At 44.8% G+C, this 15,843-nt stretch carries 15 protein-coding genes; 2 read left to right on the top strand and 13 right to left on the bottom strand.

Annotation, left to right across the window (positions count from 1 at the left end; genetic code table 11):
• Positions 1-75: 75 nt before the first annotated feature.
• The 3 genes from L1D60_RS18785 to L1D60_RS18775 all read right to left on the bottom strand — a co-directional run bounded on the left by L1D60_RS18785 (position 76) and on the right by L1D60_RS18775 (position 2,998).
• Positions 76-1,437 carry a sodium-dependent transporter gene (locus tag L1D60_RS18785; RefSeq protein ID WP_239842436.1) on the bottom strand — a complete coding sequence of 454 codons (1,362 nt, stop codon included), beginning with the start codon at positions 1,435-1,437 and terminating at the stop codon, positions 76-78.
• Between the two features lie 258 nt (positions 1,438-1,695).
• The gene (locus L1D60_RS18780) at positions 1,696-2,451 is read right to left on the bottom strand and encodes a YggN family protein (RefSeq protein ID WP_239842435.1); all 756 of its coding nucleotides are present in this window, start codon (positions 2,449-2,451) and stop codon (positions 1,696-1,698) included.
• Positions 2,452-2,524: 73 nt separating this feature from the next.
• Positions 2,525-2,998: a GreA/GreB family elongation factor gene (locus L1D60_RS18775; RefSeq protein ID WP_239842434.1), complete on the bottom strand. Its 474-nt coding sequence runs from the start codon at positions 2,996-2,998 to the stop codon at positions 2,525-2,527.
• Between the two features lie 134 nt (positions 2,999-3,132).
• Between L1D60_RS18775 and L1D60_RS18770 the strand changes: the two genes are divergently transcribed.
• Entirely contained in the window at positions 3,133-5,067 is a 1,935-nt protein-coding gene (locus tag L1D60_RS18770; RefSeq protein WP_239842433.1) for a RecQ family ATP-dependent DNA helicase, read from the top strand.
• A 30-nt stretch (positions 5,068-5,097) separates the two neighbouring features.
• On the opposite strand, the gene dinB is transcribed toward L1D60_RS18770, so the two are convergent.
• Positions 5,098-6,174, bottom strand: a complete 1,077-nt coding sequence (gene dinB / locus L1D60_RS18765) for a DNA polymerase IV (RefSeq protein ID WP_239842432.1) — start codon at positions 6,172-6,174, stop codon at positions 5,098-5,100.
• A gap of 158 nt (positions 6,175-6,332) precedes the next feature.
• Between dinB and L1D60_RS18760 the strand changes: the two genes are divergently transcribed.
• Positions 6,333-7,574: a diguanylate cyclase gene (locus tag L1D60_RS18760; RefSeq protein ID WP_239842431.1), complete on the top strand. Its 1,242-nt coding sequence runs from the start codon at positions 6,333-6,335 to the stop codon at positions 7,572-7,574.
• A 108-nt stretch (positions 7,575-7,682) separates the two neighbouring features.
• Here L1D60_RS18760 and nqrM read toward each other — a convergent pair whose 3' ends face one another.
• From nqrM to bolA, 9 genes are all read right to left on the bottom strand, one after another.
• Positions 7,683-7,937, bottom strand: a complete 255-nt coding sequence (nqrM, locus tag L1D60_RS18755; RefSeq protein WP_239842430.1) for a (Na+)-NQR maturation NqrM — start codon at positions 7,935-7,937, stop codon at positions 7,683-7,685.
• Between the two features lie 15 nt (positions 7,938-7,952).
• A complete protein-coding gene (locus tag L1D60_RS18750) occupies positions 7,953-8,957 on the bottom strand; it encodes an FAD:protein FMN transferase (protein ID WP_239842429.1) in 1,005 nt (334 codons plus the stop codon).
• Positions 8,958-9,119: 162 nt separating this feature from the next.
• Positions 9,120-10,346 carry an NADH:ubiquinone reductase (Na(+)-transporting) subunit F gene (gene nqrF, locus L1D60_RS18745; protein WP_239842428.1) on the bottom strand — a complete coding sequence of 409 codons (1,227 nt, stop codon included), beginning with the start codon at positions 10,344-10,346 and terminating at the stop codon, positions 9,120-9,122.
• Between the two features lie 29 nt (positions 10,347-10,375).
• Positions 10,376-10,972 carry an NADH:ubiquinone reductase (Na(+)-transporting) subunit E gene (gene nqrE, locus L1D60_RS18740; RefSeq protein WP_032551424.1) on the bottom strand — a complete coding sequence of 199 codons (597 nt, stop codon included), beginning with the start codon at positions 10,970-10,972 and terminating at the stop codon, positions 10,376-10,378.
• 7 nt (positions 10,973-10,979) lie between these two features.
• The gene (locus tag L1D60_RS18735; RefSeq protein ID WP_032551423.1) at positions 10,980-11,612 is read right to left on the bottom strand and encodes an NADH:ubiquinone reductase (Na(+)-transporting) subunit D; all 633 of its coding nucleotides are present in this window, start codon (positions 11,610-11,612) and stop codon (positions 10,980-10,982) included.
• Complete coding sequence (locus L1D60_RS18730) at positions 11,612-12,379, bottom strand: Na(+)-translocating NADH-quinone reductase subunit C (protein ID WP_032551422.1); 768 nt, start codon at positions 12,377-12,379, stop codon at positions 11,612-11,614. The genes L1D60_RS18735 and L1D60_RS18730 overlap by 1 nt, the downstream gene beginning before the upstream one ends.
• Positions 12,369-13,613, bottom strand: coding sequence for an NADH:ubiquinone reductase (Na(+)-transporting) subunit B (locus tag L1D60_RS18725; RefSeq protein WP_032551421.1), 1,245 nt, complete (start codon positions 13,611-13,613; stop codon positions 12,369-12,371). Before L1D60_RS18725 ends, L1D60_RS18730 begins: the two co-directional genes overlap by 11 nt.
• A gap of 5 nt (positions 13,614-13,618) precedes the next feature.
• Positions 13,619-14,959 carry a Na(+)-translocating NADH-quinone reductase subunit A gene (locus tag L1D60_RS18720; RefSeq protein ID WP_239842427.1) on the bottom strand — a complete coding sequence of 447 codons (1,341 nt, stop codon included), beginning with the start codon at positions 14,957-14,959 and terminating at the stop codon, positions 13,619-13,621.
• Positions 14,960-15,479: 520 nt separating this feature from the next.
• The gene (gene bolA, locus L1D60_RS18715; protein WP_239842426.1) at positions 15,480-15,791 is read right to left on the bottom strand and encodes a transcriptional regulator BolA; all 312 of its coding nucleotides are present in this window, start codon (positions 15,789-15,791) and stop codon (positions 15,480-15,482) included.
• Between the last annotated feature and the right edge of the window lie 52 nt (positions 15,792-15,843).

The following is a 15,843-nucleotide window of genomic DNA, read 5'->3' as shown; positions in this document are numbered from 1 at the left end:
AAAGCCGCTCTCAACTGAGAGCGGCTCTGTGATATTTCAAGTACCGTTTTAGAAGTTCGTATTATCGCTTTAGCATCAACCGAAAGATGCCCAGATAACCGTTACCACCAGTACAGGGCATACAAACTTGACGTATGCCGGCCATACTTTACCAAACCAGCCTAGTTGGAAGTCAGGACAGCCCTGCTCTAGTTCTTTTACCTTCGAAGCTCGGCTCCATACCCAACCACCAAATAAGCAGAACATCAGTGCTGCGATAGGTTGCAAGTATTGAGTGGCAATCATGGCGACTAGGCCAAATAAAGCGCCAAAGTTGTAAACAATAACCACACTAAACAGCGCAATTAAACCACCAATAACCCAGCTTGTTGGTGTACGTGCAGTGTTAAAGCGCTCACTCACTAGGGAGACAGGGGCTTCTAGCATAGAGATAGAAGAAGTAAGCGCAGCAATCGTCAGGAGCAAGAAGAAGACTATGGCAAAGATCTGACCTAAGAAACCTAAGCTATCAAACATCAGTGGCAATACTGTAAACACCAGTGTGTCAGAGCTCAGTAGCGAACCATCTTCAGCGTAGATTTGTACGCCCTTTTGCATCGCAACAAACATTGCTGGCATCACAACAAGACCGGCAATAAAAGCAACGGCCGTATCCACTAGAGTTACATTCATCGCCATCTTCGGCAGATTCTCTTTCTTACTCAAGTAAGAGCCGTAGATCAGCATTGAGCATCCACCAATGGTCAAGGAAAAGAATCCTTGCCCCATCGCGGCCAAGATCAGCTTTCTGTCCCATACCTTCTCAAAATCAGGGACAAGGTAATGCTTAAGCCCTTCAACTGCGCCTTGTTGAGTCATGATGTAGACAAACAGCAATGCGAACAGTACAAACAGCGCAGGCATTAAGCGGGTCGACCACTTTTCAATACCTTGCTTGATGCCGCCTTGCACAATCAAAATTGTCAGCACGTAGAACAACATCGTACCCAAGACATTACGTTCTACACTGAAACCTTTAAACCATGCAGCAACCTCAACCAAGCCAAACAGCTCAGCAATAGCGCCAAACAAAAAGCAGATCAACCAGCCACCTACAATGCTGTAAAAGCCTAAAACCGCGCTTGGTACACTTAAACCAATCCAACCTGTCAGCGCACCGACTTTTTTCGCCATTAGATTCGGTGTAAGTGAACGCATACTATCTACTGGGTTAGCTTGACCATGACGACCAATCGCCATCTCAACCACCAGCATTGGGAATGCAACGACAAAGATCAGCACTAAATACACTAAAAGGAATGCGCCGCCACCATTACTCGCGACTTGTGTCGGGAAACCCCAAATGTTTCCAAGGCCAACTGCAGCGCCCGCTGCTGCCAAAATAAAACCTAAACGGGAGCTAAACAGCTCTCTTGATGAAGAAGATTGTTGGTTCATACTGCCTAAAAATACCAATGAACTAGTTTGCTAGTACAATAATCAAAACCTCTGATTCATGCAATCTATAAATGACTAAAATGCTTTTTTATAAGAAAAAGACAAACAGTCAAGCTGTAAATTTAAATATACATAGAATTACTCACCAAATAATATCAACAACACATTAACAATCTCTAAGTTACATTTCCGAATAGCAGGCATAAAAAAGGACACGCAAGGTGCCCAGTCAATCGTTCAATTTATTACCAACGCGTGTTAGATAGTAAACACTTGGTAGTCTTTCAAATTCGGGATCTTCTCATGCAAAGATTTCTCTTGTTCAGCCATCTCATCCAGTGAGTCGCAGAATGCTTCCGCTTCTTTCTCTACCTGTTGTGAGTGCTCTTTAAAACGCTCTTCGATTTTCAACTTCAGTTCAGACATGCTGTCTGCCATCTCAGTTAAATTCAGACCGCCCTCTTGCTTCATTTTTTCAGACATCGCATTGAAAGCGCTTGAGATAAACTCTTCATTAAAGATCTCCATCGCCTTGTCGAAATCTTCGCTCCAACCATTGGCCATCGATTCAAAGCTCTCTGCCGGAAGAACTAAATCGCCGTCTTTGTAGTAACGAGCTTCCATTTCAGCAAAGAAGTCTCTCATTGATTTCTTCACGTTATCAAACGCCTCTGGTGCGTCCAAACTTACCGCAATATCGTCGATAACATCGTTCGCCAGTGCCAATCCCTCTTTAGCCATTGCCTTGGCTTGAGGTAAGTATTCACTCATGCTTTCTCGGTAACGCTCGATCGCTGCTTGCTGATCCGTATCGAGTTCGACCTTTTCACCATGAATATAGAGGTCATTGCCGTCGAGCACTGCCGTGTCGCCATTGGTCTGGTGGATCTCAACCGTCTGCTGGTCAATTCTCAATTCATTTTTGAGGTCTACGCGGCACTGAGCCGCATACGCTGGAACACTCGCCGCAACTAACACCATAGATAGTGATGCAATTAATACGCTCTTTTTCATAACATCCTCACATACATTGCTGTACTAACTATACATTGAGTGATTCACTCAATGTCATGGAAAGGTTTAGAAGTTAACAAACCGACACAATTTCATAGATAAAATGGCTGTCTGAGACGCTGAACTCCACTTCATCACCGAGCTCCTTCCCCATCAAAGCGGCACCTAAGGGAGCGTTTGGTGTCAATATCGCGACATCTTTACCATCCCACTCCACCGACAAACCGCCGACCCTTGGCCCAATAAAGAAATACTTAACCTGATCTTGTTCATCAATAACAGAAAGAAAGCTGCTCATCGCGACGCGCTCACTCTCTCTCAAAACCAACTCACGGTAACATTGAATATCTTCTTCACACTCCTGAACCCTTACGGCTTGGCCATGTGCAAGATACGATGCCTCTAGAGCCAGAGTATCGTACTTATGTTCTGGTACGGTCTCTTCATCCGTTGCCGCATCAATCGCACGTTGCGTTGCTGACTGAGCAATCGCAAGTCGAGATTCAAGTTGTTGAAGGATTATTTGTCTAAGCTCGGATTTATTCATACTTTTGAAGTGCTTTTCTTTAGGAGCTACAGAATAGAATTAGGTACAATCTGGTGCAAGCGCTTTGAAACTGAAGTTTCTCTGCCCTTGAACAGGCTTAGCAGCACACCACACAGATTAAACTGGGCACATTTATGATAGAACAGAAGCTAAAACAGGTCTTTGGATTCGACTCACTGCGTCACGGACAGAAGCAAGTTATTGATAATGTTTTAGCAGGCCAATCAGCAGCGGCCATTTTTCCGACTGGGTCAGGAAAATCTCTCTGCTATCAGCTACCCGCTCTAGAGTTGCCTCACCTTACACTGGTGATCTCTCCGTTACTTGCGCTAATGAAAGACCAGTTAAGTTTTCTTCACAGTAAAGGGATTGCTGCTGCGGCCATCGAGTCGAGCCAAGACAGACAAACCACCCAACAAGTGATGCAGTCTGTTCGTAATGGTGAAACCAAGATTTTAATGATCTCGGTTGAACGCCTAAAGAACGAGCGTTTTAGACAGTTCATATCACAAGTACCTATCTCACTTTTGGTGGTTGATGAGGCGCACTGTATCTCAGAATGGGGTCACAACTTCAGACCGGACTACCTCAAGCTACCCCACTATCAAAAACAGCTTAATATCCCTCAAGTTCTATTACTGACCGCAACAGCAACGACGGGCGTCATTCAAGACATGCAGAGTAAATTCAATATTGCTCCGGAGAGCGTGGTTGTAACGGGCTTTTATCGTAAAAACTTGGACTTAGCGATACAGCCTTGTGAGCAAGAGACAAAGTTAGAAACGCTATGTAACGTGGTCAATCAAGCGCCGCAATCACCGACTATTGTCTATGTGACGCTTCAGCAAACGGCAGAAAATGTCGCTCAAGCTCTTAGAAATGTTGGCATTAACGCCGTTGCTTACCATGCGGGCCTCAAGCCGGAGAACCGTGATGCGATTCAGCAGCAGTTTATGAATGATGAAATCAACTGCATCGTCGCTACCATCGCCTTTGGTATGGGTGTCGATAAGTCGAATATCCGCCGAGTGATTCACTTTGATCTGCCTAAGTCGATAGAGAACTACTCCCAAGAGATTGGGCGTGCTGGTCGTGACGGTCAACATTCTGAGTGTATATTACTTGCCAATAAACACGGTCTTAGCACGCTAGAGAACTTTGTCTTTGGCGATACACCTGACAACATCGCGATTCAAACTGTGCTACAAGAGATATACGCCTGTCAGCCTTCTGGTAATACCTACGCCACTCAGTGGGAAATCATGCTCAATCAGCTCTCACGCGAATCCAATATTCGTCAGCTGCCATTGAAAACCTTGCTGGTATACCTAGAGATCGAGGGCATTATTGAGCCTAAATACAGCTTCTTTGCTGATTACAAATTCAAATTTGTACGACCAAAACCACAGATCATCGACCAATTTCAGGGTGAGCGCCGTGCGTTTGTTGAGTCGATTTTCCAATGCTCGCCGCAAGCTCGTGTTTGGTGCCAAGTGGACTTCGATGCACTGTGGACGCACTTTCAAGCCGACAGACAGCGCGTGGTTGCAGCGATCGACTACTTTTATGAGCAAGGTTGGATTGAACTGGAAAGCAAACAGATCACCGATGTATATGCAGTACACAACACCAGCGAAGATCCGAATCAAGTGGCTAAACGCCTATCGGCACTGTTTAAACAGAAAGAGGACAACGAAATTGGCCGCCTCAATTACATGCTGGAGTTCTTTGAATCAAGCAGCTGCCTGAGTTCCAAACTTGCAAACTACTTTGGTGACATGAATGCACCACAAGAGTGTGGCCATTGCTCTGCTTGTCGTGGAACCATTGCACAACTGCCTAATGTACCTTTGGAAGCCGTTGACGAGAGTGACCTTCAAGCTTGGATTAATGAATTCATCAGTAGCAGCCCACAATGGGTAACTGACGAGGCAATTACTCGCTTTCTATCTGGGATTGCAACGCCATTGTCAACCAAACTTAAAGCCAGCAAAATGATGGGGTATGGCAAGCTTGAGCAACACCCTTTCCGCGATACTCTTGCCCTAGTTCAACAGACGCCAAGATAACAACAATAGACGCAACTGGGCTTCTTCTGATTAGAAGAAGCTTAATTGGCGCATCTGATCTCTAGGTTGCAACATCACGCTCAACCCAAGCAAACGAATCTCACGCCCTTGCTGACGCTTTAAGATCTCACTCAACAGCTCTTTGAAGTGCTCTAAATCTAACGACGTATGAATGTGTTCAATGGTTGTCTGCTGGAAATCTGCAAACTTGAGTTTAATGCCTTGTTTGGTGATGGACTTCGTCGGGCTCGCTTTCTCAAGTCTTGCTTCCAATTCTGGGAATAAGCGCTCTTCAATCACCTTCCAGCACTCTTGGTAAGTCGAGATGTTTTCAGTGAAGGTACGCTCTACCCCGACGGACTTTCTCTCTCGCTCGACCACCACTTCACGCTCATCAATACCATGGCTTCTCTTCCAAAGGGATGCCCCTTGTCGGCCAAACTGAGTCAGCAATGCGCGGTAATCGGCTTCTTTAATATCCTTGCAGGTATAAAAACCCGCTTGATGTAGCTTCTCGATACTTACCTTACCAACGCCAGGAATCTTCTCCAGTGGCAACTCATCTATCACGCTTTGAACATCTTGAGGTGGGATCACAAACTGCCCATTAGGCTTATTCATATCCGATGCAACCTTGGCCAAGAACTTAATCGGAGCAACACCAGCGGATGCCGTTAGCTGTAGTTCATTCCAGATATCGCGGCGGATAGCCTCTGCAATAAGGGTGGCCGAGCCATAGCACTGCTCGGAATCAGTCACATCAAGAAAGGCTTCATCGAGAGACAATGGCTCAATCAAGGGTGTGTAGCGTAAAAAGATAGCTCGAATCTGTTTCGAGATATCTTTGTATACCTGCATTCGACCTGGCACCACGAGCAAGTTTGGACACAGTTGCAGCGCCTTAGCCGTTGGCATCGCCGAACGAATACCAAACTTACGCGCCTCATAATTACAAGTACTGAGCACACCGCGTTGCTTCTCGTGCCCTCCGACAGCCAAAGGACGATTTCGATAAGATGGGTTATCACGCATTTCGACAGCTGCGTAAAAACAGTCCATATCAACATGGATTATTTTCCGAACTCTCTCTTTATCAGAACCACACATGACCAAAACACTCGCCAAACACTGTATTAATAAACAGTATAATCATTTATTCTCTGAGAACAAAGCGATCATTGAATAAGTCATCTTTCGCTTAGTGACTTGTTAACACTTCTGGTAATATGGTTAAAAAGTATTTACTCGATAAGTAGGGAACGCTTTTGACTGAAAAAATACTAGTCGTTGAAGACAGTCGAGCCTTTAGAAACTACCTTCATCAACAACTCACTAATGCCGGTTATACAGTCACGCTGGCCGAGTCTGTGCAACAGGCCAAAGAGATACTCGAACAAGAAACGGACTTTCTGTGCGCGGTGTTAGACTACTGCCTGCCGGATGGACAGGACGGTGAAATTGTTGACTTGGTTCTTGGTTACCAACAAAAAATCATCGTACTGACGGCAATGTTCAGCGACGCTTTGCGTGAACAGGTGCTTGCTAAAGGTGTGATTGATTACATTCTGAAAGACAGTATGGCGTCAGTGACGTATTTGCTGCCTTTGATTCAACGTATTACCAACAACAAAAATCACAAAGCATTGGTTGTCGATGACTCTTCGGTCGTACGTCGTTACATTGTGCAACTCCTAGAGCATCAATACATTCAGACCGTTCAAGCTGTCGATGGTGAGCAAGGGCTAGCCCTGTTACACAACGATCCTGATATTACGTTTATCGTCACCGATCATGACATGCCAAACAAAGACGGCATCACTATGATTCGTGAGATTCGCCAGCATTATACACGCAACGATCTGGCTATCTTAGGGCTATCAGCCAGCGATGATCGCACGCTAACCGCTCAGTTCTTAAAAGCGGGCGCTAACGACTTCCTTTATAAGCCATTCAATCAAGAAGAGTTCTTCTGTCGTATTCACCAACTACTGGACATGAAAGAAGCGAACAATGAACTGTTCCGTCACGCTAATGAAGACGCACTTACTGGGTTATGGAACCGCCGATTCTTGTTTAATCAAGCATGTAAGGGTTGTGAAAAGCGAAACATAGCGATGATGGATATCGACTTCTTTAAAAAGGTCAATGATACCTACGGTCACGACGGCGGCGACGCGGTACTGATTGCTGTAGGACAGACCATCAAGTCGTTCTTCAAAGACGATGTCGCTGTACGATTTGGCGGGGAAGAGTTCTGCATTCAAGCTTGTGGCTCATATAGAGACTTCGTTGTACGCTTAGAAAAAATGAGAATTGCGATTGAACAGCAGACCATTACTCATGACGAGCAGCAAATTAACGTGACCATGAGTATTGGCGTTACCAATATTGAATCCGACCTGGATAGCCAGATTAAAGCGGCGGATGAACTGTTATACAGAGCAAAAGAGCAAGGTCGAAATCAACTTGTATTCGAAAGACACAACCAAGAACTCATTAATGCTTAGTGGCTCTTTCTATCGTGGCAATATATTAACCAAACAGTAGCAACAGCTACGCAAAAACAAAAAAGCTCAAGATTTCCCTTGAGCTTTTCTTTTATCAGAAGAATCTGATTAAGCGATACGGTCTTTTTCCCATGCCGCTAGTTTCTCATCACGTTCAGCTAACTTCTCGGCACGGTAAGCTTCACGAGCTTCACGCTTCTTACGTGCATCACAAGGTTCAGGACAGTTACATACCTTATCGATACCAACAGCACCAAGGCCGCCACAGCTACCTTTTACTACCTTCTTCTGGATGATGTAGCCAATCGACATTGCTGCGATAACGGCTAGAAAAACGCCAAATGTAATAATAAATGTATTCATATTGCTCTCGCTACCTTATTTCTTTAAGTATGGCTTGAACGCTTCAGAAGCGATCTCTTTAAAGCCATCGGCTGTTTTAACCACCATAAATGCTGGGATATTATGCTGATTCGCGATTTCCATACCTTTTACCTCACCTAAGACCATAAGGCCAGTAGATAAGCCATCTGCAGTCATTGAAGACGGGTCTAATACGGTCACTGACACCACTTTATGATGAATAGGTTTACCGGTTTCTGGGTTGATAATGTGCGAGTAACGAACACCATCACGCTCAAAATAGTTTCTGTAATCACCCGATGTGGCAATAGCCATATCACCCGGCTCAATGATCTCTTGAATGGTACGCTCTTCAACGCTTGGCTTTTCAATCGCGATGCGCCAGCCCACATTTTCACGGTTTAGGCCTTTAAGACGAATTTCACCACCTACTTCAACCATGTAGTTGTGAATACCAATAGAGTCTAGGTAATCAGCCAAAACATCCACGCCCCAGCCTTTAGCGATCGTTGATAGGTCAACGTATAGCTTAGGGAGATCTTTGGTTAGCTTATTACCCTCTACACTAAGGTGGTGGATACCAATTTTTTGTTTACGCGCTGCTAACTCTTCATCCGTTGGAACCACTTCTGGGCGGGCTTCAGGACCAAAACCCCAAAGGTTAACCAACGGCCCTACCGTTACATCCAATGCACCTTCAGTTAGACCGTTCAAACGAATCGCTTCTTTCACAACCAATGCGGTTTGTTCAGATACCTCAAACGCATCACCGCCTTCATACTGGTTGAAGCGGCTTAGTTCTGAATCTTTACGGTAAGTAGACATTTGATCGTTCACTTCTTCAAGTAGACGATCGATCTCTGCGTGTACCTTATCCGACGCTAGAAACTCATCACTATTGATGTACTTAATATTGTAGCTCGTGCCCATGGTTGGGCCGTTCAAATGTACCTGCTCTCGTGGCTTTTCGCAGCCCGCTAGAAACAGTAGAGAAGTTAATGCAACAAGCCAAATTCTCACTTGCTTACTCCCATAATTGTTAGTGATTTATATAAGAAAGAATAATATCCAGACATTTACTCGTTATGCTTTCTTATATAAGCCGTTGTATGGTGAACACCGCTCAGAAAAACAAATGGCTGACTCCTAAGAGCCAGCCATAATATCAGTCACTTAAGTGGATTAACCACCGAAGTCATCTAGAAGGATGTTCTCATCTTCTACACCAAGATCTTTCAGCATGCCGATAACAGCCGCGTTCATCATCGGTGGACCACACATGTAGTACTCACAATCTTCAGGAGCTTCATGATCCTTCAGGTAGTTTTCGTACAGTACGTTGTGGATGAAGCCTGTGTAACCATCCCAGTTATCTTCTGGCATTGGATCAGACAGAGCACAGTGCCAAACGAAGTTATCGTTTTCAGCTTGTAGGCCGTCGAAGTCTTCTACGTAGAACATCTCACGCTTAGAACGTGCACCGTACCAGAAAGACATCTTACGAGTTGAGTTAAGACGCTTAAGCTGATCGAAGATGTGTGAACGCATTGGTGCCATACCAGCACCACCACCAACGAATACCATTTCGTTGTCTGTGTCTTTCGCGAAGAACTCACCAAATGGACCAGAGATAGTACACTTGTCGCCTTCTTTAAGAGACCAGATGAACGATGACATTTGACCAGGTGCAACATCAGGATTATTAGGCGGCGGCGTAGCGATACGCACGTTCAGCATAATAATACCGTGTTCTTCTGGGTAGTTAGCCATTGAGTATGCACGGATGATATCTTCATCAACCTTAGACTCGTAACGGAACAGGTTAAACTTGTCCCAGTCTTCGCGGTACTCTTCTGGTACATCGAAATCAGAGTATTTGATGTGGTGAGCAGGTGCTTCAATCTGAATGTAACCACCAGCACGGAAAGGTACTGATTCGCCATCAGGGATTTGCAGCTTAAGCTCTTTGATGAAGGTTGCTTTGTTATCGTTAGAGATAACTTCACATTCCCACTTCTTCACACCGAAGATCTCTTCAGGAAGTTCGATATCCATGTCAGTTTTCATAGCAACTTGACATGCAAGACGTTCACCTTCGCGAGCTTCACCTTTAGTAATGTGGTCAAGCTCAGTTGGAAGGATGTCGCCACCGCCTGATTTAACTTTTACGCGACACTGACCACAAGAGCCACCGCCACCACAAGCAGAAGATACGAATACTCCAGCGCCAGCTAGAGCACCAAGCAGTTTACCGCCCGGTTGCGTCGTAATTGCTAGAGATGGGTCATCGTTTACAGCGATAGTGATGTCACCTGTAGGTACAAGCTTAGATTTAGCGAAAAGAATCACTAAAACCAGTGCAAGTACAATGATGGTAAACATCGCTACACCAAGAATAATGCTTTGCATTTGTTATTCCTTATTTCTGGGTGCTTACCCTACAGTTGAACACCAGAGAAAGACATAAAGCCTAACGCCATTAGACCAACACTGATGAACGTGATACCAAGACCACGAAGACCAGGAGGTACGTCAGAGTACTTCATCTTCTCACGGATACCCGCAAGTGCAACGATAGCTAACATCCAACCCACACCAGAACCGAAGCCGTATACAACAGATTCTGCGAAGTTGTAGTCACGCGTTACCATGAAAGATACACCACCAAAGATTGCACAGTTAACTGTGATCAGTGGTAGGAAGATACCTAGCGCGTTGTACAAAGGTGGGAAGAAACGGTCAAGAACCATCTCTAGGATTTGTACAAGTGCCGCGATAACACCGATGAATGCGATGAAGTTAAGGAAACTTAAATCGACACCTTCAACAAGCGCGTTCTCTTTTAGAATGTGCGTGTAAACAAGGTTGTTTACAGGTACAGCGATTGTAAGTACTACAACTACCGCAACACCAAGACCAAAAGAAGTTTTAACTTTCTTAGATACTGCTAGGAATGTACACATACCTAGGAAGAAAGAAAGCGCCATGTTTTCGATGAAAATCGATTTAACTAGCAGACTAATATAATGTTCCATGACTACCTTACCCCTTCGCTTCTACTTGCTCTGGCTTGAACGTACGAATCGCCCAAATCAAGAAGCCGATTAGGAAGAATGCAGAAGGTGCTAGAAGCATCAAGCCATTTGGCTGATACCAACCACCGTTGCTCACTAGAGGTAGTACTTCCATACCAAATAGTTTGCCTGAGCCAAGTAGCTCACGGAAGAAACCTACAGTGATAAGAACGAAACCGTAACCAAGACCGTTACCAAGACCATCGATTAGAGATGGGATTGGCTCAGACTTCATTGCGAATGCTTCAGCACGACCCATTACAATACAGTTAGTAATGATTAGGCCTACGAATACAGATAGCTGCTTAGAGATATCGTATAGGTATGCTTTAAGCACTTGGTCTACCACGATTACTAGTGATGCGATGATCGCCATCTGAACGATGATACGCACACTGTTAGGAATGTGGTTACGGATTAGAGATACAGAGAAGTTAGACAGAGCAGTAACAAACATTACCGCGATAGTCATAACAAATGCTGTTTCTAGTTTAGTGGTTACCGCAAGAGCAGAACACACACCAAGAACCTGTAGCGCGATTGGGTTGTTGTCCAATACTGGCGCTAAGATGCTCTTTTTAATATCTTTTGCACTAGACATTAGTTCAGACCTCCGTCACGAACTTTTGCTAGGAACGGACCAAAGCCCATTTCACCTAACCAGAAGTCAAATGTATGTTGAACACCAACGCTAGTTAGTGTTGCACCAGAAAGGCCATCAACACCGTGCTCAGAACCTTCAGGAGCGCCACCTTTTACAACTTGGATAGCTGGCTTGTGGTTTTCGTCGAATAGTTTCTTACCAACGAATTGAGCACGCCATGTTGGGTTCTCAACTTCACCACCAAGTCCTGGAGTTTCACCTTGCTCGTAGTACGTGATGCCAGAAACTGTGTTGCCATCAGTCTCTACCGCAACGAATGCGTACATCATTGACCATAGGCCGTTACCGTGAACAGGGATGATAACTTTAGTCGTTTCTTCACCAGATTTAACTAGGTAAACCGTACCAGTGTTAGCACGACGAAGGATCTTAGCTACGTCTTCTTCAGCTGAAAGCTTGATAGACTGAGCTGGATCTTTTGCCGCTTTACGTTGGTCGTATGCAGCTGCATCGCCGTCAACGAAATCACCAGTAGCGAAATCAACTAGACGAGGTTCGATGTTCTCTGCGTATAACGCAGGAATGTCGCCTGCTAGGTCGATGCCTGCAACTTCTAGGATCTTAGTTTGCTGATCAAGAACTGCGTTAGCTTGTTGCTTAGGTTTAAGAACAACTGCAGCTGTTGAAACGATGATTGAGCACACTAGGCTCAATGCGATAACAACAAACAGCGTCTTTTTAATGCTATCGTTATTACTTGCCATAGCGAGCTAGTCTCCGCTTAATGTTCTTCTCGATTACAACGTGGTCAAACAGAGGAGCAAATAGGTTTGCGAATAGGATCGCAAGCATCATGCCTTCTGGGTATGCCGGGTTAACAACACGGATCATTACACACATTGCGCCGATTAGGATGCCGTACCACCACTTACCTTTGTTTGTAAATGATGCTGATACTGGGTCTGTTGCCATGAAGAACATACCGAATGCGAAGCCACCTAGAACTAGGTGCCAGTGCCAAGGCATGCTGAACATTGCATTAGTGTCAGAACCGATCACGTTGAACAGCGTAGACACAGCGATCATACCGATCATTACACCAGCAATGATACGCCATGAAGCTATACGCATGTATACGATCATCGCAGCACCAATCATAAGTGCTAGAGTCGATACTTCACCGATAGAACCTGGGATGTTACCAATGAACGCATCCATCCAAGTGATTGCTTCACCAGATACAGTGTTCACTAGAGCGCTACCGCCGCCTTGAGCCCATTGGCTAAGCGCAGTTGCACCAGAGAAACCATCAGCTGCAGTCCATACCACGTCACCAGAAATCTGTGCAGGGTATGCAAAGAATAGGAACGCACGGCCAGCAAGTGCAGGGTTAAGGAAGTTACGACCCGTACCACCGAAGATCTCTTTAGCAACTACAACACCGAAGGTAATACCTAGTGCCGCTTGCCATAGAGGAAGTGTTGGCGGAACGATAAGTGCGAATAGGATAGAAGTTACAAAGAAGCCTTCGTTAACTTCGTGCTTACGCACCATACAGAATAGAACTTCCCAGAAACCACCAACGATAAATACCGTTGCGTAGATAGGTAGGAAGTAAGTCGCACCTAGCAGCATTTTACTGCCAACACCTGCATCGGCTCCCAAGGAAGCGCCCAGCATTTGAGTCAGCCAGTAGTGCCAGTTACCATCGATTACAGATGCTAGTTCAGCGCCTGCGTACATGTGGTTAAGTGCAGCGATAGCTTGGCCACCCGCGTTGTACATACCCCAGAACATAGCTGGGAATACCGCGAACCAAACCATAATCATGATACGTTTTAGGTCAACGCTATCACGAACATGCGAGCTCTTCTTTGTAATAAGACCTGGCGTGTAGAACACAGTTGCCGCTGCTTCGTAAAGCGCGAACCACTTCTCGTGTTTACCACCTGGCTCAAAATGATGCTCGATGTCTTCAAGAAACTTTTTAAGGCCCATGAAAATTACCCTTCCTTCTCAATCGTATCTAGGCATTCACGAAGTAGTTGACCGTACTCGTATTTGCCTGGACATACAAAGGTACACAATGCTACATCTTCTTCATCTAGCTCTAGCGCACCTAGTGCTTGAGCACTATCAACGTCGCCTGCACATAGATCACGAAGCAGCAGAGTAGGTTCCATATCTAGAGGCATTACGCGCTCGTAGTTACCGATTGGAACCATTGAGCGATCACTACCGTTCGTTGTCGTTGTCATGTTGAACAACTGACCTTTGAACAGGTGACCAAGGAATGAACGAGTAACAGAGAACTTGTTCTTACCAGGCATAGCCCAGCCAAACAGCTCTTTATCACGACCTTCACGTAGAACAGAAACTTGTTGATGGTAACGACCAAGGTAAGCGTGAGGACCTGTTGCTTGAGTACCAGTTAGTACTGAACCAGAGATCACACGAACTTCACCTGGCATCAACTCGCTGTCCGTAAGCTCATCAAGGCTAGCACCAAGTTGAGTACGAACTAGACGTGGGTTGTTTACTACTGGACCAGCCAGAGAAACAACGCGATCTGTGTAAATTTCACCAGTTAGGAAAAGCTTACCGAACGCGATAACGTCTTGATAGTTAATGCTCCACGCTACGTTTTGTGCATTTACCGGATATAGGTAATGCATATGCGTACCTGCAAGACCTGCAGGGTGTGGGCCATCGAAAACATGTTCTTCAACATTAGACTGAGACGAACGAGGTAGGCTAGTGCCTTTTTTACAAACGTAAACCTTGCCGCTCGTTAGAGTTGAAAGAATATCTAAACCAGCAACGAACGCTTCAGACTGCTCGTTAATGATCAATTCTGGCTCAGCAGCTAGAGGGTTCGTATCCATAGCAGTTACGAAAATAGCCTGAGTTTCAGAATCAACAGCTGGAACCTTGCTGAACGGACGAGTACGCAGAGCGGTCCATGCGCCAGACTCAACAAGCTGAGTCTTAACCGCATCACGGTCTAGACCTGCTAGTTGGTTAGCTTCATAGTTATTGAACGTGATTTGCTCATTGCCTGCTACTTCAATCACTACTGATTGAAGAACACGCTTAGCACCACGGTTCACTTCAATAACTTTACCGCTTGCTGGAGAAGTAAATACAACACCTGGGTTCTTTTTATCTGCAAAAAGAACTTGGCCTTTCTTCACTTCGTCACCAACGCGAGCATGCATCGTAGGACGCATACCAACGTACTCTTCGCCAAGCAAGGCGACTTTAGTGATGGACTTACCATCATTAATCACCTGGGATGGAGTTCCTGCAATAGGAAGATCCAAGCCCTTCTTTATTGTAATCATACGCACTTGCACTACTTTATCGGGAAAAAGATTCTTTTAATTGCGTAAATTCAGGACGGTTTTTATACGCCCTTAGACACGACATTAGAGTGTCCGGTTTTGGTAAAAATAAGGCACCAAAATCGCAACATTATCTTAATAAACTCATCACAAAAATGAGGTGAGATTTATCAGGTGCCGTATTCTAGCATTTTTTGACGTCTTGATGCCATGACCAATAACTTGAATAAGGGCTATATTTGGTGAGAATTGAAGCATATGGACTCTTAAATATGAATAATTTTGACGAGCCGCACAGATAAAAAGGCATTTCAATAGCGTTTTAAACAAGAGATTAACACTCTGTCACAAACTAATATTTTTCAGATTTTGTTGAAACACTGTTAATAAAAACATTACTAATTATGGGTATTTTGAATCGTTCAACGTGACATCAACTTGGTCAATATAACAACGAAAAACCGATAGATTTGGCGACAAAAAAGGCGGCTAATGCCATCCTTTTGTTTATCTGTCTATTTTATGACTTACTGCCACCCATGCACATTGGGCTATCTGGCACACTATCAAACTGCTTCTGCCATTCATCTTTTGTATAAGTATGAATAGAGAGCGCATGGATATGATTTGCTAACTCTTCAGCAAGCACTTGATTAACCGCTCGGTGACGTGCAATCAAACGCAAACCTTCAAATGCATCGCTCACAACAACCACTTTAAAATGGCTTTCAGAACCTGCTGGAACATTGTGCATGTAGCTTTCATTCACGACGTTGAGATGTGTTGGCTCAAACTCATTGTGCAGTTTCGTTTCAATGACTTCTTGGATCATCATGATTCCTTAATCGGACTCTTATTATTCACTATCAAAACAGTATAAACCC

The sequence above is a fragment of the Vibrio sp. Isolate30 genome, from assembly GCF_022397975.1.
Taxonomy (GTDB): domain Bacteria; phylum Pseudomonadota; class Gammaproteobacteria; order Enterobacterales; family Vibrionaceae; genus Vibrio; species Vibrio fortis.
The sequence above is the reverse complement of the archived record's forward strand: the minus strand, read 5'-3'. Positions and strand labels throughout refer to the sequence as shown.

Bases quoted from the DNA above. Each gene is read 5' to 3' on its own strand.
- bolA (WP_239842426.1), bottom strand. From the start codon at position 15,791: ATGATCCAAGAAGTCATTGAAACGAAACTGCACAATGAGTTTGAGCCA.
- L1D60_RS18770 (WP_239842433.1), top strand. From the start codon at position 3,133: ATGATAGAACAGAAGCTAAAACAGGTCTTTGGATTCGACTCACTGCGT.
- nqrE (WP_032551424.1), bottom strand. From the start codon at position 10,972: ATGGAACATTATATTAGTCTGCTAGTTAAATCGATTTTCATCGAAAAC.
- L1D60_RS18780 (WP_239842435.1), bottom strand. From the start codon at position 2,451: ATGAAAAAGAGCGTATTAATTGCATCACTATCTATGGTGTTAGTTGCG.
- L1D60_RS18775 (WP_239842434.1), bottom strand. From the start codon at position 2,998: ATGAATAAATCCGAGCTTAGACAAATAATCCTTCAACAACTTGAATCT.
- nqrM (WP_239842430.1), bottom strand. From the start codon at position 7,937: ATGAATACATTTATTATTACATTTGGCGTTTTTCTAGCCGTTATCGCA.
- L1D60_RS18720 (WP_239842427.1), bottom strand. From the start codon at position 14,959: ATGATTACAATAAAGAAGGGCTTGGATCTTCCTATTGCAGGAACTCCA.
- L1D60_RS18725 (WP_032551421.1), bottom strand. From the start codon at position 13,613: ATGGGCCTTAAAAAGTTTCTTGAAGACATCGAGCATCATTTTGAGCCA.
- dinB (WP_239842432.1), bottom strand. From the start codon at position 6,174: ATGTGTGGTTCTGATAAAGAGAGAGTTCGGAAAATAATCCATGTTGAT.
- nqrF (WP_239842428.1), bottom strand. From the start codon at position 10,346: ATGCAAAGCATTATTCTTGGTGTAGCGATGTTTACCATCATTGTACTT.
- L1D60_RS18735 (WP_032551423.1), bottom strand. From the start codon at position 11,612: ATGTCTAGTGCAAAAGATATTAAAAAGAGCATCTTAGCGCCAGTATTG.
- L1D60_RS18785 (WP_239842436.1), bottom strand. From the start codon at position 1,437: ATGAACCAACAATCTTCTTCATCAAGAGAGCTGTTTAGCTCCCGTTTA.
- L1D60_RS18730 (WP_032551422.1), bottom strand. From the start codon at position 12,379: ATGGCAAGTAATAACGATAGCATTAAAAAGACGCTGTTTGTTGTTATC.